Raw genomic sequence first — 19,910 nt, 5'->3', positions numbered from 1 at the left:
CTTCGGACTCCCGCAGTTCAGCACAGAATCCCTGCTTGGCCCCCCACGAGCGGACATAGCTTTCTTCGCCTCAATGAACAACCGGCAAGTCGGTGTCGCCCTTCATTCGAGGTCAACCATCAAGATCTCCACGTGGCAACCCGCCGCGTAGAGCAGCTCACCATACCGCTGTATAGTTACCTATATACCCAAATCCGAGCCCCCGATGCCCGTTCCAGCGCGCCTTCCGCTTCCCCTGCTCAGTTTCCTTTTGCTGATAGTCACCGCCCTGCTGTCTTTGCTGCTCGGCCGTTATGCGATTTCACCCCTTGAACTGCTCCATTTTCTGACGACGCTATGCGGCGTGGGCGACATGCCAGCCGATCGTTATCAGTTGATCCACAGCCTGCTAATCGATGCTCGCGCACCGCGCATGTTTGCCGGGATGCTGGTAGGAGCCGGGCTTTCGGTTTCCGGCGCGGCCTACCAGGCGGTGTTCCGCAATCCACTGGTATCGCCGGGGTTGCTGGGGGTGCTCAGCGGCTGTGCGTTCGGCGCGGCGCTGGGGATCATCTGTCATTGGCAGGCGCTGCCGATCGCCGTGCTGTCGTGTGTCACCGGCTTGATTGCCGTCGCGGTCGGGGTCGGCATTGCCCACCAGTTTCAGACGACGTCGATCCTGCTGTTGGTGCTGGGCGGGATCGTCGCCAATGCGCTGTTCACGTCATTGCTGTCGATCACCCAATACCTGGCTGACCCAGTCGATCAACTGCCAAGCATCGTCTACTGGCTGCTTGGCAGTCTCAGCGCAGTGGACCGCAGCACACTGCTGATCATCGGGCCCATGCTGACGGTAGCGATTGTCCTGCTGTGTCTGGCGGGGCGCGCGATCGATGCTCTGTCCCTGAGTGATGACGAGGCCCTGAGCCTCGGCGTGCCGGTGCAGCGCATTCGCTACGGCGTGATCGTGCTGGCCACGTTGATTTGTGCTCTGACGGTGAGCCTGGCCGGCATGGTCGGCTGGATCGGCCTGCTGGTGCCGCATCTTGCGCGCCTGCTGGTGGGTCCGGGCAACGCACGACTGCTACCGGTCAGCGCCTGTCTGGGAGGTGCCTTTCTGCTGGTGGCGGATGGCGTCGCGCGCAGCCTGTCGGCGGGTGAAATTCCGCTGGGAATCATCACCGAACTGTTCGGTGCCATTGCCTTCGCGCTGGTGCTGCATCGCGTGCGCAGGGGCTGGCTATGACGTTGTTGCGGGCTGAAGGGCTGGGTTATCGCATTGGTGAGCGGCTGATTCTCGAAGACATCTCGGTCAACGTGAACTCCGGCGATAACATCGCGTTGCTGGGCGCCAATGGAGCGGGCAAAAGCACCTTGCTGCGTATCCTGCTGGGTCTCTTGGCGCCTGCATCCGGGCAGGTCTGTTTACAAGGGCAACCGTTGAAGGCGCTGAGCCGGCGGACCATCGCCCGGCAGCTGGCCTACGTGCCGCAAAGCCATACACCGGGTTTTCCCTTCAGCGTTTCCCACATCGTCGCCCAAGGCCGGCTGCCCAGTACCGGTCTGATGAGCGCCCCGAGCCGCACCGATGAGGAGTACGTCGAGCAGGCCCTGGCCGATCTGGGCATCGCCCATTTATCAGCGCGCACCTACACCGAACTGTCCGGCGGCGAACGACAGTTGGTGCTGATCGCTCGGGCGCTGGTGCAGCGCGCCCGGCTGATCGTACTGGATGAGCCGATCACGGGCCTGGATTACGGCCATCAACTGCGCCTGCTTGCGCTGCTCGAACGCCTCGCCGAACAAGGCCTTGCCATTGTTTCCAGCACCCATCGCCCCGAACAGGCGCAGGCTTCGGCCAATCGCGTCTGGGTGCTGCACGAAGGCCGTTTGATTGCCGATGGTGCGCCTGCGCAAGTGGTCGACAGCGCGCTCATGCAGCGCCTCTACAACGCCAGCGTCAGACAGATCGACGCTGACGGTCATCGCTTTTTTATCCCTTGCCGAGTCCCTCATCAATGAGACAGTCCCGCTCGTCCCGCTTTGCGTTTGCGCCGCTGTTGCTGGGCAGCGCGATCCACCTGGCCCACGCCGAGGACATCACGCTGGCGCCTATCGATGTCGATGCCAATGAATCCATCGCCCAGCAGGCACGGGAAAAGTCCGCGACCCTCGGGCCGATGGGCCAGCGGCGCCTGCAGGACACGCCCTACTCCATCAGCGTCATGTCCCGCGATCTGATCGACAGCCAACAACTCAAGAGCTTCAAGGACATCATCCGTTACCTCCCCTCGGTGCAGGCCGACGGTGCCCGACCGCAGACCCGTGGTCTGCAAGGCAGCGTGGTGCAGAACAGTCGTCTGGACGGGCTCAATGTGGTCTCGACAACCGATTACCCCGCCGAACAACTGGAGGGCGTTGAAGTGCTCAGCGGGTTGTCGGGATCCCTCTACGGTCCGGCCAACCCCGCAGGCACCTTCAACCTGCTGTCCAAGCGGCCGACTGACTTCACCCGCAACCGCGTGACCCTGGGCGTCGGCACTGGCCTGAGCTGGCTCAAGACCGCCGACCTCAGTGGCCCGTTCGATGCTGAAGGCAAGATCAGATACCGTCTCAATCTGGTCGACGAACAGGGGCACAGCTACGCGCCGGGCAGCACGTTGCGCCGTCAATTGGTGAGCCTGGCGACAGACTTTCAGATCAGCGACGACAGCGTCATCGAGACCAACTTCAGCCACTACAACTACCTGGCCAAAGGGCTGCCCGGCAAGTTCGCGGTCGCCTCCGGCGTCACCCTGCCCCACGCGCCGGATCCAACCAAAAGCAATCTGGGCCAGAACTACGCGGGCGACAACAACACCACCGACACCGCCAGCGCGCACTTCAAACATGATTTCGACGGCAACTGGAAGCTCGACGTCGGCGCCTTGCGGCAGATCGCCGACCGGGAATCCACCGGCGTGACCAACACCCTGATCAACAACGCCGGCACCTACCGCACGTCGGTTTCGAGCGCGACGGCCAGCCGTTTCACCATCAACAGCTACCTCGCCAACCTCAACGGTGCCCTCTACACCGGGCCGGTACGCCATGATTTGACCTTCGGCCTCACCGGCTTCGACTGGGACAACTACAACCCCGCAGCTGGCAGCACCCAGACGCTGGGCACTGCCAGCCTGAGCAACCCTGCCAATTTCGCCGAGCCGAACTACCCCGATTTCACCGACCGGTATCACTCGGCCAACGCCAAACAGAGCTCGTTCATCGTCGGCGATACCCTCACCTTCACCCCGCAATGGAGCCTGATGCTCAGCGGCAGCCAGAGCCGCCTGACCGCCGATAACTACACGCTGGCAGGCGTCCATACCTCCTCTGAAGACTCGGGCATCAGCACTGCCAGCAGTCTGATCTACAAGCCGCTCGATGACCTGACGCTCTACTTCACCTACGCCGACAGCCTGCAGCAAGGCGACAGCGCCACGGCTGGCAGCAGCAACGCCGGGAGTATTCTCTCGCCCTACCGCAGCCGCATGTGGGAGCTGGGCAGCAAGTGGGTGGTTGGTGGCGTCAACCTGTCACTGGCCGCCTTTCAGATCAAGCGTCCGTTCGCCTACACCCAAGCCGACAACGTCTACGCCATCGCGGGCGAGCAACGTAACCGTGGCCTTGAATTGCTCGCCGACGGCAACGTCACGCAGAATCTGAGGATGTATGGCGGCATCACCTGGCTTGATCCCAAGCTGCTCTCAACCGGCAATGCCAGCACCGAGGACACCCGCATCGTCGGCCTTTCGCGCGTCACTGCCAGCCTGCTCACCGAGTACCGCATCGATCAGGTGCCAGGCCTTGCCGTCAATCTCAATGCCCGGTACGTCGGTCCGCGTCCGGTGGATGACAGCAACGATCACTGGGTCGGCAGCTACCAGACCGTCGACATCGGCGCCAGCTACACCACCCGGCTGATGAACCGCGACACGGTGTATCGCCTGGAGATGACCAACGTCGGCAACGAGCATTACTGGACGAATATCGTCCCCGGCGGCCTGAACGGGTACACTGGCGCCGGTCAGGCCAGCGCGAGCGCGGGTGCACCGCGCATGTTGCAGGCCTCGATTCAGGTGGATCTCTAATGGGTCGCAGATTGGCCGGACGTTGGGGGAGCACTGTTGCGAGTTGCTTGTTGCTCGGCAGCCTCAGCGCCTACGTGAGCGAGGCTGCGGCCATCCAAGTGATCGATGACAGCGGCAAAGCCGTCAGCATTCCTCCCGAGCCGCGGCGTATCGCCGACGCCTGGTACGCCCATCATGTGCTGCTGATGACCCTGGGAGCAGGCTCGCGGATCGTCTCGACGGTCAACCACCCACGTAGCCAGCCATGGATGTTCAAAGTCTTGCCCAGCCTGAACGACGCCACGAGCATCGAGGGCACAACATTCAATGTCGAAGGCCTGCTGGGGCAGCGGGTCGATCTGGTTTTCACCTCAATCGGTGACCGCCAATCCGCAGCCTACGAGCAGGTCGGCCTGCCCGTGATGCGCATGGGGTACACCGACCTGCCCGGCTTGCAGCGTTCCATGGTTGCCACCGCCCAGGCGCTGGGCGGTGAAGAACCCAAGCGTCGCGCGCAGGCTTACAACGCGTACCTGGATCGGCAATTGAAGCTTGTCAGCGACAAGGTCTCGGCGATCCCGGTAGCGCAGCGCCCAAAGGTGCTGCACATCGCCTCGGTCAACCCGTTGAAGGTCGATGGCAGTGACACGTTGATCGATGACTGGATACGCATCGCCGGTGGGCGCAATGCTGCGACGGGCCTTAAGGGGAACATGCAGATCGTGTCGGCGGAACAGGTACTGGCCTGGCAACCCGATGTGCTGATACTGGCCGCAGGCGCCGGCAGCCTGGATCAGGCGGCACAGGCGTCTTTACTGCAACAGCTCACAGCCGTGAAGCATCAGCGTGTCTTGCGCAACCCGGCCGGGGTGTTTCCCTGGGATCGCTATGGCACCGAAGTCGCCCTGCAGATCAAATGGGCTGCGCAGCAACTGCACCCGACGCAGTTCAGCGATGTCGATATGGCGCGCACGACCCAGGATTTTTACCGGGAGTTCTTCGATTACCCGCTAAGTGATGCCGATGCTCAACGGATACTGGTGGGAATGGCACCAGGGTAATCTGCCGAGAAAGACGGATACTCAGGCAGATGACTTAGCCGAACGGGCACGCACAAACCCCGGAATCCCCAACCCCAAACTCTCCCGCAACGTCGTCCCCTCGTAAGCCGTGCGGTACACCCCGCGCTCTTGCAGCAACGGAACAACCTCCTGAGTGAATCGCTTGAACTGCGACGGGTGCCCAATGTAGATATTGAACCCATCCACCGCCCGCGCCTCGAACCAGTCCGCCATCTTTCGAGCGACCGTTTCCGCTGATCCCACGAATGCACCCGGCCGCAACTGCCGGCCGAATTCCACGGCCTGGCGCAGCGTGAATCCTTTTTCCCGGGCTTGATCGGCGATTCGCTTGGCGGCCGTGAAAAAGCTGCTGCGCGCGGCTTCGAGGCTTTGCTGTGGGAAAGGCGCGTCAAGATGGTATTGGCTGAAGTCGTGCCAACCGAAGTTGCGACCGAACTCCTTGAGTGCAAGCTCGAAGCTGTGGTCGACCTCATGGTAGTGCCGCTCGATTTCACGCGCGTGGTCGTCGGTGTCGCCGACATGGATTTCAGCGCCCGGCATGACCAACAGCTGCTCGGGATCTCGCCCCAGGCGCTCTGCCCTCCCCTTGATATCGCGGTAGAACGCCTGGCCCTGCTCGATGCTGGCTGCGTGGGTGAACACGACATCGGCGGTGGCGGCACCGAGGTCACGGCCCTGTTCGGAATCACCCGCCTGGAATATGACGGGCTGCCCCTGCGGGGAGCGCTGGATGTTCAACGGGCCGACCACGGAAAAATGTTCACCCGTATGGTTGAGCGCATGCAGTTTGCTTGCGTCGAGAAACTGCCCAGTCTCCCGATCCCGTACGAAGGCATCTTCCTCGTAGGAATTCCACAGGCCCTGGACGACCTGCACATGTTCTGCAGCCCGGCTGTACCGGGTGTCGTAGTCAAAATGTTCGTCCCGGCTGTAATTTCCTGCGGTGCCTGCGTCGCCACTGGTGACCACGTTCCACCCCGCCCGCCCTTTGCTGATCAGATCGAGCGACGCGAGTCGACGCGCGACGTTGTAAGGCGAGTTGTAGGAAGTGGTGAGCGTGCCCACCAACCCCAGATGTCGGGTGGTGACCGCGAGCGCGGATAGCAGCGTCAGGGGTTCCAGCCGATTGAGATAGTGTGAGGGAGAGCCTGGCGTGATGAACTGGCTGTCGACGATGAACATCAGGTCAAACAGCGCGGCCTCTGCCTGTTGCGCGATGTCGATGTACCAATCGACGTTCACACTGGCGTCAGCCGGCAACTCAGGGTCGAGCCAGAGGTTGTGCCGACCCGGGCCGCCGCAGCCCATTGTCAGAGCACCGAGTTTGAGCTTTCGTGACGTCATATTGATCGTGTTCCTTGCAAGTAGGTAAAAGCCTTGAGTGCTGCCAGCCGATTCAGGGCTGAGCTTTTGCCACAGCGGGCTGGAGCGACGCTGCGAAGGAGTCGTCGAACAGACTCGCCGCCGGGTAGGCCTTGACCAGGCCCAGGCTGGCGAAGAAGTCCACGGTCTTCTGGGCCTGGATGGGGGCTTGTGGGCTCAGCGGCTCGACGGTGGTTCGCGCACGGGCAAACCAGGCTCGTGAGATGTCGGCGTCCGCGCGGGTGCGCTTTGACCAGGCGTCGGCATAGGCGTCCGTGTTGGCGGGATTTTGCAGTGTCCAGTCGCGAGCTTTCTTCAATCGCTGCAGGAAATCGCTGATCAGCGCACGCTTGGGATCAATGGCCTTGGCGTTGGCGGCAATGAAACTTTGCGCAGGAATCAGCCCGTCTGCCGTCGCCAGGATGCGCGCGCCCTGCCTTTCCTGCTGGGTGACGTAAGGTTCCCAGGTGGCGATCACGTCCACTGAACGACCTTCCAAGGCATGAGAGGCGTCCAGGGCGCTCAGATAGCGAAGGTCAAGCGAGTCTCTCGGAACGCCCGCTTTATCCAGCGCAGTGAATAACAACTGCTGGCTCCAGGAGCCTTTCCAGATCGCGGCGCGCTTGCCTTTGAGATCTTCGATACTGCGTATCGGTGAGTCCTTGCTTACCAGGATGGCAACGCCATCAAGGCTCTGCCGACCTACCGCAATCACCTTGATCGGCGCACCCAGGGCGCCCAGAAACAGAGCAGGCGCGTCACCGAGCAAGCCGATATCCAGACTGCCGACGTTCAGGGCCTCTGCAACGGGCGACCCTGCAGTGAATTGTTTCCACTCAAGGGTGTAAGGCAGGTCATTCAACACGCCTGCCGCTTCCATGACAGCTTGTGCGTTATAGCTCTGGTCCCCCACTACCAGCGTCTGCGCGCTCGCCGAGAGGCAGAGCAAGGACGTGGCCACTCCGATCGCCAGTTTCTTCAGGTAACGCACGGTTGTCTCCAAAGCCCATTCAGGACGGTGAGGATCGATCCGCGGGTACGGTCTCGGGGAATTTAGGGTGTGGTCAGCAGCGAGGCCGCCAGTGCTTCGAGAGGATAATTCCTATGGACGCCGCGACAAGATAGAGACGCACGGGCGAGAGGTGAAATACCCAATGCGCATAATCCTATTACCAAAGATGCGTTTTGCGCATTAAGCGCTGTTTCAAGTTTCATCCGCTTCGCGCCTGATGCATTCGAAGATTGCCTCACTTCGACGGCGTTGCCTATTCGTCTATATCCGCAGGTTAGAGCAGCCGCATTCACACGCGTCAGAAATACGTCCAATCGATTGAGTTGTAAAGATATCTACCAGTAATCGCCATTATGTTGACGTATGGACCTGCATCCGTTACAAGTCTGTCTGTATTGCACTACACCTGCATTCTCAATTATCCGGCTGCATGCCCCCCACTCTCCTGCTTTGAGTTCAGCTGCTGACGCATGGATGCTACGATCATCGACGAAAGGATTATCGAATGGATGCCACTACGGTCATCTTGCTTGTCTACTGCGCTTCTCTATTTATTCTAAGCCTGCTGTTCTCTCGCTTGCCGGTACTCACTGCGGTAACTGCGGCCCGTTCTTCGCCGCTTGATGCCTTGCGTGGCATCCTGGCGACGGCGGTTATCTGCCATCACTTCGTAGTCACTTACTTCTGGAAAACAACGGGTAGCTGGATTCCTCCTGAGAGTGCCGTGCTCAACAATCTCGGGGCTGTGCCGGTATCGCTGTTCTTCATGATTACCGGTTTTCTGTTTTTCGGAAAAATATATCAGCGCCATCCAGACTTTCTGGACATCTTCATATCGCGAGTGCTGCGGATCATGCCGCTTTACGTGTTCGTGCTGATATTCGTGGTTCTATTGAGCCTGTTCGAAACGGGTTTTGCCTTCATTACGCTGAAAGAACTGGGTAAGGAAGTGTTCAAGTGGCTGGTGTTTTCTGGCGGTTCGTTCAATGGTTTCATTCATAGCAACATCATGACCGCAGGGGTCCACTGGACATTGCGCTACGAGTGGCTGTTCTATCTGACGCTACCGATTATCGCCGCGCTGGTGAACAAGGTCTGGTACGGCCAGTATTCGTTGGCCTCGCTGTTGGTATGCGTCGTGATCGCTGTCGGCATGATGTTTGGCGTCGTCAAACCTGCCTTGTTGCTGCTTTTCGTGGCTGGTTTTATCCCAGTACTCATCAAGCGTCATTTCCCCCAGGGCATCGCCTACCTGGCTCACCCGTTGGTCTCAGTCGCCGCTCTCTTGTTGTTGGCCTATGCGATGACGCTGGAAGCCTATTCGGTACTTCAAATCGCCACGTTGGCCGCGCCTTTCCTGATCCTGGCGCTAGGCAACGATGTGTTCGGCCTACTGGCCAGCCGGGGCTTGAAATCCCTGGGCGAAGTGAGCTACAGCCTGTACCTGACCCATGGCGCAGTGCTGTACATCGCGTTTTCAACACTGCATCTGTTTTCGTTCGAAAACACCCAGCTGACGGACTTCGTCGTCTGCTTGCCTGCGATATTGCTCGCCGTAGCGCTGGTGTCCTACGTCACATTCAATGGGGTAGAGAAACCGTTCATCAAAGTACGCAAGCCGAGCATTCAACAAACCGCAGAATTTGGCCAATTGCAGCCATCGCCGGAATATTAGTTGCAGCCCCATCCCAATCGTCAAATCCTGACCACTGATATCCATGCTTCTACAAACAGGATAGCCCAGGAAAATATTCCCTGGCGCGACTTGAGCTGGCGCTGGGGCCCCAGGCGCGTTCACTCCGTGACCACGCGCCGCACTCCACACTCACAGCGCGCCTCGACCCACCCTATTACCCACCCGAATAATGTCAGCCATGACGGCCAAGGCAATCTCCGCCGGGGTTTTGCTGCCCAGCCGCAAGCCCACCGGCGCGCTGATCCGCTCGATCGCCTCATCATCCAGGCCGCCGATGCGGCGCACGCGTTCCAGGCGTTTCTCGCTGGTGCGCTGCGAGCCCATGGCGCCGATGTAGAACGCCGGCGTTCTCACCGCCTCAAGTAGAGTCAGGTCGTCCAGGCGGGGATCGTGGGTCAGCGCGACGACGGCGGTACTGGCGTGGCAGCCACCATTGGCGATGAAAGTCGCCGGAAGTTGCTCGATAACCTTGACCCCTTCAAGGGCAAAGCCAGCAAGCAGCTCGGTACGAGGGTCACAGACGATCACTTCATAACCCAGAGACACGGCAAAGCTTGCGCAGAACTCTGCGACGGGCGAGAGCCCCGCGATCAATAGCCGCCGCGCCGCGCCGATGCGAATCGTGATTTGCCGCTTGGACACTTCGACCGTTGAACCCTGTGCAAAGCAGATGTCGAGCGTCCGGTTAAGGGTGTCCAGAGAAACCGCGCGGATGATCCGCTGCTGACCTTGGAGCGCCTGCAACATCAGGGAAAAATGTTCGAGCGCCTCGCAGCCGGGGACGAACTGCTCAACCAGGACGTCCAGGACGCCACCGCAAGGTAGCTTCAAAGATGGCGCCAAGCCCCCCTCCCCGTAGCGCACGACCTGGTTTTCAGGCCCGAATTCGTTACGGCCGAGACGTTCCAGGAAATCATCTTCTACGCACCCGCCCGACAGCGATCCGCAGAAACGCCCATCTGCCAAGGCAACCAGCATCGCACCCGGCCCGCGCGGCGCGGAGCCATAGGTCGACAGAACGGTACACAGGCACACGGATTGTCCCTGCTCAAGCCATTGCTGTGCTTGCTGGACGACTTGGAGGTCGAGACTGTTCATGGGGGTTACGGTCCGCTGTGTTGGCAAAATTCCCTGGCGAATGGGGCGTAATTACCCGGTTTAGTATGCAGGCGAGTCGCCTCGCAGAATTGCCTGATCTGCGCGGGTTCTTGCCTATTCCTTGGGACCTGGGGTCTGAGCGGACACCTCTTTGGGTCGGGCTTTACTATTGCGGTCTATGCTCGGAATAGGCAATAAAGACGTTTGTTCAGGCAATTTGCTCCTCGATTGCCCTGCAATACTGGCGTCGATGAAACCCAGTCGTGCAGCGTGGGCCTGATACGTTTAGATGCTCTTGAACCCGCTGCGTTAATCAGGGCGTTCTGGCGCTTTCTTCAGCCTCTTTCCAGACCAAGCATGGAGGAAGAGCTTGTGGCTCACCGTGAACACCCCACCGATTCTATCGAGCTGCAAAGCAGCTCCTCCGGCAATGCCGAGCCACTCGTGGCCAACGATACCCGCAGGCTGGCCCAGGCCCTGAGCCGGTGGGCACGCAGCGACGGTGATCACGAAACGCCCGTACCTGGCCTCACGCTGCACCGCCGCCATAAACTCACCATGCCCCTGCACTGTATCTACGGTCTGGGCCTGGGCCTGACCGTGCAAGGGCGCAAACAGGTGATCGTGGGCGAAGAGCTGATGACCTATGGGCCGGGGCAATCGATGGTCACCAGCATCGATATGCCGGTGATTTCCAATGTCATCCAGGCGAGCGTTGCACAGCCCTTTCTGGGCATGATGCTGACCTTCGAGAATGCGCTGGTCGTCGAAATCGCCGAGCGGCTGCAGTTGTCGCAGAGGCTCAAGGACGAAGCCTTCAAACCCTTGTCCGTGAATGACCTGGACAGCGGGGTGCTGGATGCGCTCGAACGCCTGATTGCACTGTTCGATCAGCCCGAACTGCTTGAATCACTGGGGCCATTGATCAAGGAAGAGATCATTATCAGGCTGATGAATGGCGCTCATGGGCCTCATTTGCTTCATGTCGTCAGCGCAGGGTCGCCCAGCCAGAACATCGCCAAAGCCGTCGCCTGGCTCAAACTTCATTACAGCGAGGCGCTGCGCATGGATGATCTGGCGACCATTGCCCATATGAGCCCTTCCACTTTCCGACAGCACTTTCGTACCGTCACGGGAATGAGCCCCTTGCAGTATCAGAAACAACTGCGCCTGCAGGCCGCACGCCAGTTGATGTACAGCGAAAACATCGATGCCAGTAGCGCAGGCGGTCTCGTGGGCTATGAAAGTTCTTCCCAATTCAGTCGCGAATACAGCCGCCTGTTCGGCCATCCACCGCAGCGCGATATTAAGCGCATGCGGGTTCAATGAACCCTGGAAGTCCACTCCGATCATGCCGGCGCGGACTTCCAGGGCTCCTGCTACTCTACAGCTCGCGCAACGCTTGTTCGCTGGAGTCGATATAGCGCTTGCGCTGCAGTGCGCCGAAACGCCCATAGGGGTAATCATCAGGCGTTGGCGCGCTGACTTCGGTCAGGCGCTGCAGCGCTGACTCATCGAGCACGACATCCACTGCGCCGAGGTTGTCCTGCAACTGCTCCATGGTGCGGGCGCCGATGATGGGAGCGGTGACCGAAGGTTGCGAAGTCAGCCAACTAAGTGCCACCTGACTGGGCGTAGCGCCGAGTTGTTGAGCAATGTCTTTCACCACGTCGAGAGTCGCCCAGTTCCGATCGCTCATATGGAGTTGCCTGGCGATGTGTTGATTCATGGGGTTGTCGGAAGTCAGCCGGCCGCCGCGCCCGGATTCACTATCGCGGATGTATTTGCCGGTCAGGAATCCCGCAGCCAGTGGCGACCAGGGTAGCAAACCGACGTTGTTATGAAGGGCGGCCGGGATGACTTCGTATTCGAGTTCGCGATAAGCGAGGCTGTACTGCTGCTGCATCGTTACAGGCAAAGGCACGCCCATGGCTTTGGCGGTAGAGATGAAAAGTTGCATTTGCCAGCCGGTGAAGTTGGAGACGCCCACGTACTGAATCTTGCCTGCACGCAATGCCGCATCCAGGAAGGACAGCGTTTCCTCGACGGGGGTCAGCGGATCCCAACCATGCAGTTGGTACAGATCGATGCTTTGTGCGCTGAGCCGGGCAAGTGAGGTGTCGAGTGAACGCTGCAGGTGGCGGCGTGACAGCCCTACATCGTTGACGTCCGGCCCGGTGCCGAAGCGAACCTTGGTAGCAATGACGGTGCGGTCGACAATTTCGCCGGACCGGCTCTTTCGCCACCGACCGATCAGCTCTTCGGAGGCACCCTGGCCATAGACGTCGGCTGTATCAAGGGTGTTGCCACCGGCTTCGAGGTACGCATCGAGTATGGCAAACGCCTCTTTTTCATTCGTTTCAGTACCCAACCCCATGGTGCCCAGAATGAGGCTCGATACGGACAATCCGGAATGACCCAACTTTCGATAGTTCATGTGATCCTGCTCCTTTGAGGCCGCCGCCTTCGTGATTCCTGAAGACGCGGGACTTGGTTTGGAGGGTGACCTGCAGTGCAGACCCCATTGCCAGTGTCCTCTTGCAGCAACGCGTTGGGTTGTCGGATCGAAGCTGATGATTGCCCATACTGACGACGTTTGCCGAGACGCCATGAGGAACGCGCCACACCAGCCCTGCAGAACCAATAAAAATCGTTTTAGGCAATCATGACCCTGAATAGGGCAAGCCCGATTTCGTGTTTCCTTTTAACGTGGGCCACCCCTTTATCGGAGCCCCTGTCATGGCCGCACTTTTCGATCCGCTCGCCGTAAAAGGCGTCACGCTGCGTAACCGTATCGTCGCCTCGCCCATGTGCCAGTACCAGGCACGGGATGGACTGCTCAACCAATGGCACCAAGCCCACTACACCATGCTGGCACGTGGCGGTGCGGGGCTGGTGATCGTCGAAGCCACCGCCGTAGCCCCCGAAGGTCGAATCACGCTGGGCGATGCGGGCTTGTGGAGCAACGAGCACGTACCGGGTTTCGCAGCCGTCGCCGCGTCGATCAAGGCGGCTGGTAGCGTTCCCGGGATTCAGATCGGGCATGCAGGCCGCAAGGCAGGCTGCACACCCCCCTGGGAAGGGGGCGCGCCGCTGGAACGCTCCGATCCGCAAGCGTGGACACCGGTAGCCCCCAGCCCCCAGCCCTATGTGCCTGGCTCGGATTACGTACCGGCGGAACTGACTCAGGAACAGATCCTGGTGACTCAACAAGACTTCGTCGACGCGGCCGTTCGTGCACGACAAGCCGGTTTCGAGTGGCTTGAACTGCACTTCGCACACGGCTTTCTCGGGCAAACGTTCCTGTCACCGCAATCGAACGTCCGTGAGGATCAGTACGGCGGTCCTCTGGAAAACCGTGCCCGATTTCTGCTCGAAACCCTGAAGGCGGTGCGGGAGGTGTGGCCGGAACATCTGCCGTTGACCATGCGCCTGGGCGTGACCGAATTCGGCGAAGACACACATCAGTCGTTCTCCGAATCCCTGCAGCTTCTGAAGTGGGCCAAGGAAGCGGGGTTGGACCTGGTCGACGTAGGGCTGGCGCTCACCAGCGCCAATGATCCGGTACCTTGGGGCCCCAACTTCATGGTTCCCTACGCTGAACGCGTGCGGCTGGAGACAGGCCTGCTGGTTGCGACGAGCTGGATGATCACGGACCCGAAAGAGGCTGACGCTTTCGTCCGTGAGCACAAGCTGGACCTGGTGTTCTTCGCTCGTACGCTACTGGCCAACCCACATTGGCCCTTCCATGCTGCTCGGGAGCTGGGGATAGAGAAACCCGACGCGGTACTGCCCACGCCCTATGCATTCTGGTTGCAGAACTGGTCGGCCCGAATGGGGAAGGACCGTGCGGCTTCAACCACGCTGCCGCACGCTGCGCGCTTAACTACCTTCAGCTCCATTCATTACATCCTTCACGAGAGCCCAGTCATGAAACCCGTCAACCCTCGCGACACCTCCGTTCACCTCATCGCCACCGTCCAGGCCAAACCGGGCAAGGAAACCGAGTTGCTTGACGCACTGGCAGAACTGGTCGATGCGTCGATAGCAGAAGCAGGGTGTCTGCAGTATGCATTGCATGTCGAACCAGAGCGGCCAGGTGTTTTCGTTTTCTATGAAGCCTGGCAGAACCAAGCCGCTTTGGACGAGCATATGGCGTCGACTCACTTTCAGTCGTTTGTCGCGATATCGGGCGCCCTGATCGAGGGAACAACGGACATTCGCAAGCTCACGCGAATTCGCTGAAGTAGCCGGCGGCGAGGCTGGACATATCAGCCATGCCGCCAGTAACGCCCATGCATTCGGGCGGTGTCGAACATCTACCGCTTCGACGCCACTTCCTTACCTCCATCGCGTGCCCGCTACGCCCCGCTTGCCCGTCGCAATCCGACTGAACTTTGCTTTCGTCGCCCCGCTCAATTGGCAAACCCTCACGAGTCATATCCATGCTTCCACACAGCAGACAAGGCCACGGGGCACCCACCTTCGTGCTGATGCATTACCTGGGCGGGTCCCACCGCACCTGGTTTCCTACCCTTCCCTATCTCGACGGCGAACATGAGTGCATAGCGATCAACACGCCGGGATTCGGCGATGCGGCGCAGGTCGAGGGCTATACCGTCGAAGCGATGGTCGAGCACGTGGATCACTGCATCCGGGAACTGGGCCTGACGAACTGCGTGTTGGTGGGTCATTCGATGACAGGCAAGGTCGCCGTGGTGCTGGCGTCACGCCGGCCCGACTACCTGACTGGGCTTGTACTGGTCGCGCCCTCGCCCCCCGGCCCACAGCCGATGAGCGATGCCGACCGAGACCAGCAACGCGCTTATGCCAAGACGCGTCCCGAGGCTGAAGCCTTCGTCGATGAATCCAGCACATTGCGCCTGCCTGACGACGTTCGCGAAGTCGCCATTGCCGATGCCCAACGGCTGAACCTCGATGCCTGGCGCGCTTGGGTCGATCACGGCAGTCGTGAAGACTGGACTGCCCGATTGGGCACGATCGATTACCCGGTGCTACTGGTCTGTGGCGAGCTCGATGAGCAGGTACCGGGGCCCGAAGAGCAGCGCCGGACCACGCTAGCGGCCTTTACGCACAGTACGTTGGAAGTCATTCCGAACGCAGGTCATCTGATGCCGATGCAGACGCCTCAGGCGCTGGCGAAGTTGATGCTGACGTTCGCGAGGGAACAGTGCAGCAAATGACCATCTTCTAGCTACACCCGGTTTGAAACATGCATTTGAACGCCGCCATGTCGGCATAATCGTTGAGCGAGGTGAATATGGATCTGGGAATCAAAGGCCGCGTTGCACTCATTACCGGTGCCAGCGGCGGCGTTGGCTTGGCGACTGCCAGACAGCTGCACGAAGAAGGCGTGCAACTGGTGTTGAGTGACATGGACCAGAAGAAGCTGGAAGAGGCTTACACCTGGTTGAAAGCCGACAGCGTGTTCGTGGCCGCCGACATGACCCAGCAGGACCAGGTCGCGCGCGTCGTCGAGGCCGGTCGGGACAAGTTCGGCAAGATCGACATCGTCGTTCACACTGCGGGCGTCACGGGTGCCAAGGGCGATCCGCTGGAGCTCTCGGACGAGGACTACCTGGAAGCCTGGAACACGGACTTCTTCTCTGCCGTCCGCGTCGCTCGGGCAACCATCCCTGATATGCGCACCCGCAACTGGGGCCGCTTCGTCTGCATCACCTCCGAAAACGCCGTGCAGCCGTACTGGGAAGAAGCGGTCTACAACACCGCCAAGGCCTCGCTGGGTGCGTTCATCAAGAACCTGTCGTACAAGGAAGCTGCTCACGGCGTGCTGTGCAATACCGTGGCTCCAGCGTTCATCGAGACACCCATGACCGACGGGATGATGAAGAAGCGCGCCGAAGAGCTGGGTGTGTCCTTCGAAGAAGCCATTGAAAGCTTCCTTGAAGAAGAGCGTCCTGGCATCGTCCAGAAACGTCGGGGCAAGCCAGAAGAAGTGGCTGCCGCCATCGCGCTGCTGGTGTCTGAACGCGCGTCCTTCATCAACGGCAGCAACCTCCGCGTCGACGGCGGTTCGGTGCAGGCGCTGCAGAACTGATCGAGGATGGATCGCTGGTTTCAGTTCAGGACCGGATTCAGTAGCCCGCCATGCGGGCTATGAATTCAAGTAGATGAAATCTGCGCCGCGCAGGTGTCATGCCAGTCGATATTCAACTGTCAGGTGACTGATCTCATGCACAGATTTCAGTGCGGCCCGAACGTCATCTGCAGAGCGTCCAGAATCGCCATGCACGCTGACAATCGCCGCTCGCGCTTGCGGACCGACCCGCCAGACGTGCAGGTCGGTGATTTCAATACCTTCGCCCTGCAGCAGTTCGCGAATTTCCTGCGCCACATGCTCGTCTGTTCTGTCGAGCAGGACAGCCGCGGTGTCCCTCATCAATGAATACGCCCAGCGGGCGATGACCACGGCGCCTACCAGGCCGATCAATGGGTCGAGCCACACCCAACCCAGGAACTTGCCGGCCAGCAATGCAGCGATGGCCAGCACCGACGTGACTGCATCAGCCATGACGTGCACGTAAGCCGAGCGCAGGTTGTTGTCCGTACCATGGGCCGGTTCGTGGTGATGATGATCATCGTGACCATGACCATGGCTGTGACCGCTGGCCGATAGCAGTAGCGCACTGATGATATTGACGATCAAGCCGACAACCGCAATAAGCGTCGCGGTGCCAAACTGAACCGACGTCGGTTGGAACAAGCGCATGACCGACTCGACGCCGATACCCGCTGAAACCAGACCCAGAACGAGCGCTGAGGCGAACCCACCCAGATCCCCTACCTTGCCCGTGCCGAAACTGAAGGCATCGTTGGCCGCGTGTTTGCGTGCAAATTCGTAGGCTGCCGCGGATATTCCCAATGCAGCTGCATGGGTGGCCATATGGAAACCGTCGGCAAGCAATGCCATCGAACCGGTGAAGTAACCGGCCGCGATTTCGCCGATCATCATCACCACGGTGAGGGCTACAACCCACAGCGTACGCCGAGCGTTGTGATCATGGTCAACGCCGAGGAAGTCATGACTGTGGCTGTGCTGGAGCGAGGCATTGGTCATGGCGATGTCATTTTCCATAGCGGCGAACGGCTTCGAGCAGTTCCTCTGTGCCTTTGGCTCGTTCTTCATCGCTCAAGCCAGGCTTGGCAACGTGCTCCCAGGCATGGTCCTCGAGGATCTCGTCAAGTAAACCGTTCATGGCGCCGCGGGTGGCTGCCACCAAATGAAGGGTCTTTGCACAGTCGGCGTCGTCCTCGAGTGCCCGTTCGATGGCCTGGACCTGGCCGGCGATACGTTTGACCCGTTTGAGCAACTGTTCTTTCGCCGCTTTGGTGTGTGCCATACCCTACCCCCCTACCCTATATTGGAGGCATCATGCTCCGTATATGAGGCAGTCGCAAGTCACCGGCAAGATCATTTCTAGCAATGTTCTGGATCACGCCCGGCGAACCTTCCTGAAGGGTCAGCGCAAACCCGCCCCGGTCATCTCCTCAATCAGCAAGACCATCGAGGCCGTGTATTCAACGTTGGCCCGGGTGACGATCTCATAAGGCTCGCTAGTTGATTCGATGGTCAGCGCCAGCTTGACCAACATGCCGTGGTCCAGCGCTGTTTGGGCGACGTCGTTTGGCATCACGGCCACCAGGTTGGGGTCTTTGAGCAACAAAGATAACGTCGTGAACGTCGAAGAGGTTTCGATCGCGTAGAGCGGGAAACTCAGGCCTACCTGACGAAACTCTCGCTCCAGTGTCAAGCGCATGGGCATGTTCACCGGGAAGACGACCCAGCGGCTGTCCATCAGGTCGGCCAATTGCAGATCCTGCGCATGCGCCAGGCGATGGGCAGGGCTGGTGACTACTACCAGAGATTCCTGGGCGCGGAAGCGCGTCGTATAGGCACCAGGGCGTGGGCTCACGCTGGTTCGGCAGATCGCGACGTCTAACCTCCCCTGATCCAGCAAGCTCAATAGTCGCGAACTGGTGTCCTCGACGATGCTGATCGACAGCTCCGGTTGTTTTTCACGCAATCGTCCCAGGCTATCTACCAGCGCCGGCACAGCCCCCATGATCGTGCCGATGGCCAGGCGGCCGCCTTGCCCTTTTAGGATCCCGACCATTTCTTCGCGAAGATGCTCCAGATCGGTGTGGATCAAACGCGCATAGCGAATGACGCAGCGCCCCAGATCGTTGGCCTCCAGACCTTTGCTGGTGCGTTCGAAGAGGCTAGAGCCGAAGACGGCCTCGATTTCCTGCAATGCTTTGGTGGCGCCCGGTTGCGACAACGCCATGATTTCGGAAGCTTTGCGCACAGAGCCATGCTCGTCGAGAGCAATCAACAGTCTCAGTTGTTTGAGCCGCAGGCGAGAGACGATCGTTGAAACGGACGGGAGCATGGGTATACCTAAAAGTTATCGCTAGGGTCGTAACTCTCATTAGGCAACAAGGTCATGGAAATTTAAAGTGGGCCCAACGATAACAACAAATCAAGGACTCACCATGCGCTTGATCCAGTTTGAAGATGCCTCCGGCGAACGCCGCGTGGGCGCGGTCGAAGGTGACTCGATCCAAGTCATCAAAGGTACTGCCAGTACTCGCACCCTGGCTCTGGCCGCGATCGCCAACGGCCGTAGCCTGCAGCAGGAAATACAGAGCGTGGGCACCGCGCTGGGTGCAGAAAGTTATACCCAGCTGCTGGAGGCCTGCCGTGTGCTGCCGCCACTGGACCATGAAGACCCGGCTCACTGCCTGATCAGTGGCACTGGCCTCACGCATTTGGGTAGCGCTTCGACTCGCGACAAGATGCACCAGAACAAGCTTGACGATCAGGCCGCACTGACTGACACGGCACGGATGTTCCAATGGGGTATCGACGGTGGCCGCCCGGCAGCCGGTACCGTCGGCGCTCAGCCTGAATGGTTCTACAAGGGCGACGGCTCGATCGTGGTACGTCCAGGCCAGGCCTTCCAGTCACCTCCCTTCGCCGAGGATGCGGGCGAGGAACCTGAGCTGACCGGCCTCTACGTGATCGGTGAAGACGGCAAGCCATACCGGTTGGGTTTCGCATTGGGCAACGAGTTCTCGGACCACGTCATGGAGCGTCGCAACTACCTGTATCTGGCGCATTCGAAGTTGCGTAACTGCGCCTATGGGCCCGAGCTGCGTGTAGGTGAATTACCCCGCGACTTGGTCGGTACCAGCCGGATCTGGCGCGATGGCAAGGTGTTATGGGAAAAAGAATTCCTCAGTGGCGAGGACAACATGTGCCACAGCCTGACGAACCTTGAGTATCACCATTTCAAGTACAACCAGTTCCTGCGTCCGGGGGATGTGCATGTGCACTTCTTCGGCACGGCTACCCTGTCCGTAGCGGACAATGTGAAAACCCAGCCGGGCGATCGCTTCGAAGTCAGCATGAACGAGTTCGGCAAACCTCTGGTTAATACCATCGACGTTGCCGCCTCGGCGTTCAGCGTTGGCGACGTGAAATCACTGTGACGGGTAGAAGTCCCTGAGGGGGCCACCTGCAAATAACG

General features: G+C 59.8%; 17 protein-coding genes and 1 pseudogene. 11 read left to right on the top strand and 7 right to left on the bottom strand.

Translation table 11 applies throughout. From position 1 onward, the window contains the following. Positions 1–205: 205 nt before the first annotated feature. Genes BLV18_RS09960 through BLV18_RS09945 form a run of 4 tightly spaced genes read left to right on the top strand, consistent with a single transcriptional unit; the run spans position 206 to position 5,149 of the window. Positions 206–1,225 carry a FecCD family ABC transporter permease gene (locus tag BLV18_RS09960; protein WP_090358174.1) on the top strand — a complete coding sequence of 340 codons (1,020 nt, stop codon included), beginning with the start codon at positions 206–208 and terminating at the stop codon, positions 1,223–1,225. Further along, positions 1,222–2,001 carry an ABC transporter ATP-binding protein gene (locus BLV18_RS09955; protein ID WP_090358171.1) on the top strand — a complete coding sequence of 260 codons (780 nt, stop codon included), beginning with the start codon at positions 1,222–1,224 and terminating at the stop codon, positions 1,999–2,001. The genes BLV18_RS09960 and BLV18_RS09955 overlap by 4 nt, the downstream gene beginning before the upstream one ends. Further along, positions 1,998–4,109, top strand: coding sequence for a TonB-dependent receptor (locus tag BLV18_RS09950; RefSeq protein WP_167375931.1), 2,112 nt, complete (start codon positions 1,998–2,000; stop codon positions 4,107–4,109). Before BLV18_RS09955 ends, BLV18_RS09950 begins: the two co-directional genes overlap by 4 nt. 50 nt (positions 4,110–4,159) lie before the next feature. Then, positions 4,160–5,149, top strand: coding sequence for an ABC transporter substrate-binding protein (locus tag BLV18_RS09945; protein ID WP_244156836.1), 990 nt, complete (start codon positions 4,160–4,162; stop codon positions 5,147–5,149). 21 nt (positions 5,150–5,170) lie between these two features. Here BLV18_RS09945 and BLV18_RS09940 read toward each other — a convergent pair whose 3' ends face one another. Then, on the bottom strand, positions 5,171–6,514 hold the full coding sequence (locus BLV18_RS09940; RefSeq protein WP_090358167.1) for an LLM class flavin-dependent oxidoreductase: 1,344 nt from the start codon (positions 6,512–6,514) through the stop codon (positions 5,171–5,173). A gap of 52 nt (positions 6,515–6,566) precedes the next feature. Further along, positions 6,567–7,523: an ABC transporter substrate-binding protein gene (locus BLV18_RS09935; protein ID WP_090358165.1), complete on the bottom strand. Its 957-nt coding sequence runs from the start codon at positions 7,521–7,523 to the stop codon at positions 6,567–6,569. Positions 7,524–8,049: 526 nt separating this feature from the next. Here BLV18_RS09935 and BLV18_RS09930 point away from each other — a divergent pair. Then, a complete protein-coding gene (locus tag BLV18_RS09930) occupies positions 8,050–9,219 on the top strand; it encodes an acyltransferase family protein (RefSeq protein ID WP_090358164.1) in 1,170 nt (389 codons plus the stop codon). 150 nt (positions 9,220–9,369) lie between these two features. Here BLV18_RS09930 and BLV18_RS09925 read toward each other — a convergent pair whose 3' ends face one another. Continuing rightward, positions 9,370–10,338, bottom strand: coding sequence for an XdhC family protein (locus BLV18_RS09925; protein ID WP_090358162.1), 969 nt, complete (start codon positions 10,336–10,338; stop codon positions 9,370–9,372). Between the two features lie 357 nt (positions 10,339–10,695). On the opposite strand from BLV18_RS09925, the gene BLV18_RS09920 reads away from it, so the two are divergent. Next, positions 10,696–11,667: an AraC family transcriptional regulator gene (locus BLV18_RS09920; protein WP_090358159.1), complete on the top strand. Its 972-nt coding sequence runs from the start codon at positions 10,696–10,698 to the stop codon at positions 11,665–11,667. A 55-nt stretch (positions 11,668–11,722) separates the two neighbouring features. Here the strand turns inward: BLV18_RS09920 and BLV18_RS09915 are convergent, their stop codons facing one another. After that, positions 11,723–12,775, bottom strand: a complete 1,053-nt coding sequence (locus tag BLV18_RS09915) for an aldo/keto reductase (RefSeq protein ID WP_090358157.1) — start codon at positions 12,773–12,775, stop codon at positions 11,723–11,725. Positions 12,776–13,077: 302 nt separating this feature from the next. On the opposite strand from BLV18_RS09915, the pseudogene BLV18_RS09910 reads away from it, so the two are divergent. From BLV18_RS09910 to BLV18_RS09900, 4 genes and pseudogenes are all read left to right on the top strand, one after another. Beyond that, a pseudogene (locus BLV18_RS09910) lies at positions 13,078–14,163 on the top strand (NADH:flavin oxidoreductase/NADH oxidase); the annotation flags it as partial. Positions 14,164–14,172: 9 nt separating this feature from the next. Further along, a complete protein-coding gene (locus BLV18_RS22510) occupies positions 14,173–14,583 on the top strand; it encodes a putative quinol monooxygenase (protein ID WP_341864582.1) in 411 nt (136 codons plus the stop codon). Between the two features lie 200 nt (positions 14,584–14,783). Beyond that, positions 14,784–15,542, top strand: a complete 759-nt coding sequence (locus tag BLV18_RS09905; RefSeq protein ID WP_090358153.1) for an alpha/beta fold hydrolase — start codon at positions 14,784–14,786, stop codon at positions 15,540–15,542. A gap of 77 nt (positions 15,543–15,619) precedes the next feature. Next, positions 15,620–16,417, top strand: coding sequence for an SDR family oxidoreductase (locus BLV18_RS09900; protein ID WP_090358151.1), 798 nt, complete (start codon positions 15,620–15,622; stop codon positions 16,415–16,417). Positions 16,418–16,513: 96 nt separating this feature from the next. Here BLV18_RS09900 and dmeF read toward each other — a convergent pair whose 3' ends face one another. The 3 genes from dmeF to BLV18_RS09885 all read right to left on the bottom strand — a co-directional run bounded on the left by dmeF (position 16,514) and on the right by BLV18_RS09885 (position 18,770). Further along, entirely contained in the window at positions 16,514–17,437 is a 924-nt protein-coding gene (gene dmeF, locus BLV18_RS09895; RefSeq protein ID WP_090362184.1) for a CDF family Co(II)/Ni(II) efflux transporter DmeF, read from the bottom strand. Positions 17,438–17,444: 7 nt separating this feature from the next. Next, positions 17,445–17,720, bottom strand: coding sequence for a metal/formaldehyde-sensitive transcriptional repressor (locus BLV18_RS09890; protein ID WP_090358149.1), 276 nt, complete (start codon positions 17,718–17,720; stop codon positions 17,445–17,447). A 120-nt stretch (positions 17,721–17,840) separates the two neighbouring features. Then, a complete protein-coding gene (locus BLV18_RS09885; protein WP_090358148.1) occupies positions 17,841–18,770 on the bottom strand; it encodes a LysR family transcriptional regulator in 930 nt (309 codons plus the stop codon). Positions 18,771–18,873: 103 nt separating this feature from the next. Here BLV18_RS09885 and araD1 point away from each other — a divergent pair, with 103 nt between their 5' ends. Further along, positions 18,874–19,872, top strand: coding sequence for an AraD1 family protein (gene araD1, locus BLV18_RS09880; protein WP_090358145.1), 999 nt, complete (start codon positions 18,874–18,876; stop codon positions 19,870–19,872). The last annotated feature ends 38 nt before the right edge of the window (positions 19,873–19,910 follow it).

The organism is Pseudomonas coleopterorum, from assembly GCF_900105555.1.
GTDB lineage: Bacteria > Pseudomonadota > Gammaproteobacteria > Pseudomonadales > Pseudomonadaceae > Aquipseudomonas > Aquipseudomonas coleopterorum.
The sequence above is the reverse complement of the archived record's forward strand: the minus strand, read 5'-3'. Positions and strand labels throughout refer to the sequence as shown.

Excerpts from the sequence above, each read along its gene's own strand:
- dmeF (WP_090362184.1), bottom strand. The coding sequence starts at position 17,437 with ATGACCAATGCCTCGCTCCAGCACAGCCACAGTCATGACTTCCTCGGC.
- BLV18_RS09920 (WP_090358159.1), top strand. The coding sequence starts at position 10,696 with ATGGAGGAAGAGCTTGTGGCTCACCGTGAACACCCCACCGATTCTATC.
- araD1 (WP_090358145.1), top strand. The coding sequence starts at position 18,874 with ATGCGCTTGATCCAGTTTGAAGATGCCTCCGGCGAACGCCGCGTGGGC.
- BLV18_RS09955 (WP_090358171.1), top strand. The coding sequence starts at position 1,222 with ATGACGTTGTTGCGGGCTGAAGGGCTGGGTTATCGCATTGGTGAGCGG.
- BLV18_RS22510 (WP_341864582.1), top strand. The coding sequence starts at position 14,173 with ATGGGGAAGGACCGTGCGGCTTCAACCACGCTGCCGCACGCTGCGCGC.
- BLV18_RS09925 (WP_090358162.1), bottom strand. The coding sequence starts at position 10,338 with ATGAACAGTCTCGACCTCCAAGTCGTCCAGCAAGCACAGCAATGGCTT.
- BLV18_RS09960 (WP_090358174.1), top strand. The coding sequence starts at position 206 with ATGCCCGTTCCAGCGCGCCTTCCGCTTCCCCTGCTCAGTTTCCTTTTG.
- BLV18_RS09930 (WP_090358164.1), top strand. The coding sequence starts at position 8,050 with ATGGATGCCACTACGGTCATCTTGCTTGTCTACTGCGCTTCTCTATTT.
- BLV18_RS09890 (WP_090358149.1), bottom strand. The coding sequence starts at position 17,720 with ATGGCACACACCAAAGCGGCGAAAGAACAGTTGCTCAAACGGGTCAAA.
- BLV18_RS09905 (WP_090358153.1), top strand. The coding sequence starts at position 14,784 with ATGCTTCCACACAGCAGACAAGGCCACGGGGCACCCACCTTCGTGCTG.
- BLV18_RS09885 (WP_090358148.1), bottom strand. The coding sequence starts at position 18,770 with ATGCTCCCGTCCGTTTCAACGATCGTCTCTCGCCTGCGGCTCAAACAA.
- BLV18_RS09915 (WP_090358157.1), bottom strand. The coding sequence starts at position 12,775 with ATGAACTATCGAAAGTTGGGTCATTCCGGATTGTCCGTATCGAGCCTC.
- BLV18_RS09900 (WP_090358151.1), top strand. The coding sequence starts at position 15,620 with ATGGATCTGGGAATCAAAGGCCGCGTTGCACTCATTACCGGTGCCAGC.
- BLV18_RS09940 (WP_090358167.1), bottom strand. The coding sequence starts at position 6,514 with ATGACGTCACGAAAGCTCAAACTCGGTGCTCTGACAATGGGCTGCGGC.
- BLV18_RS09950 (WP_167375931.1), top strand. The coding sequence starts at position 1,998 with ATGAGACAGTCCCGCTCGTCCCGCTTTGCGTTTGCGCCGCTGTTGCTG.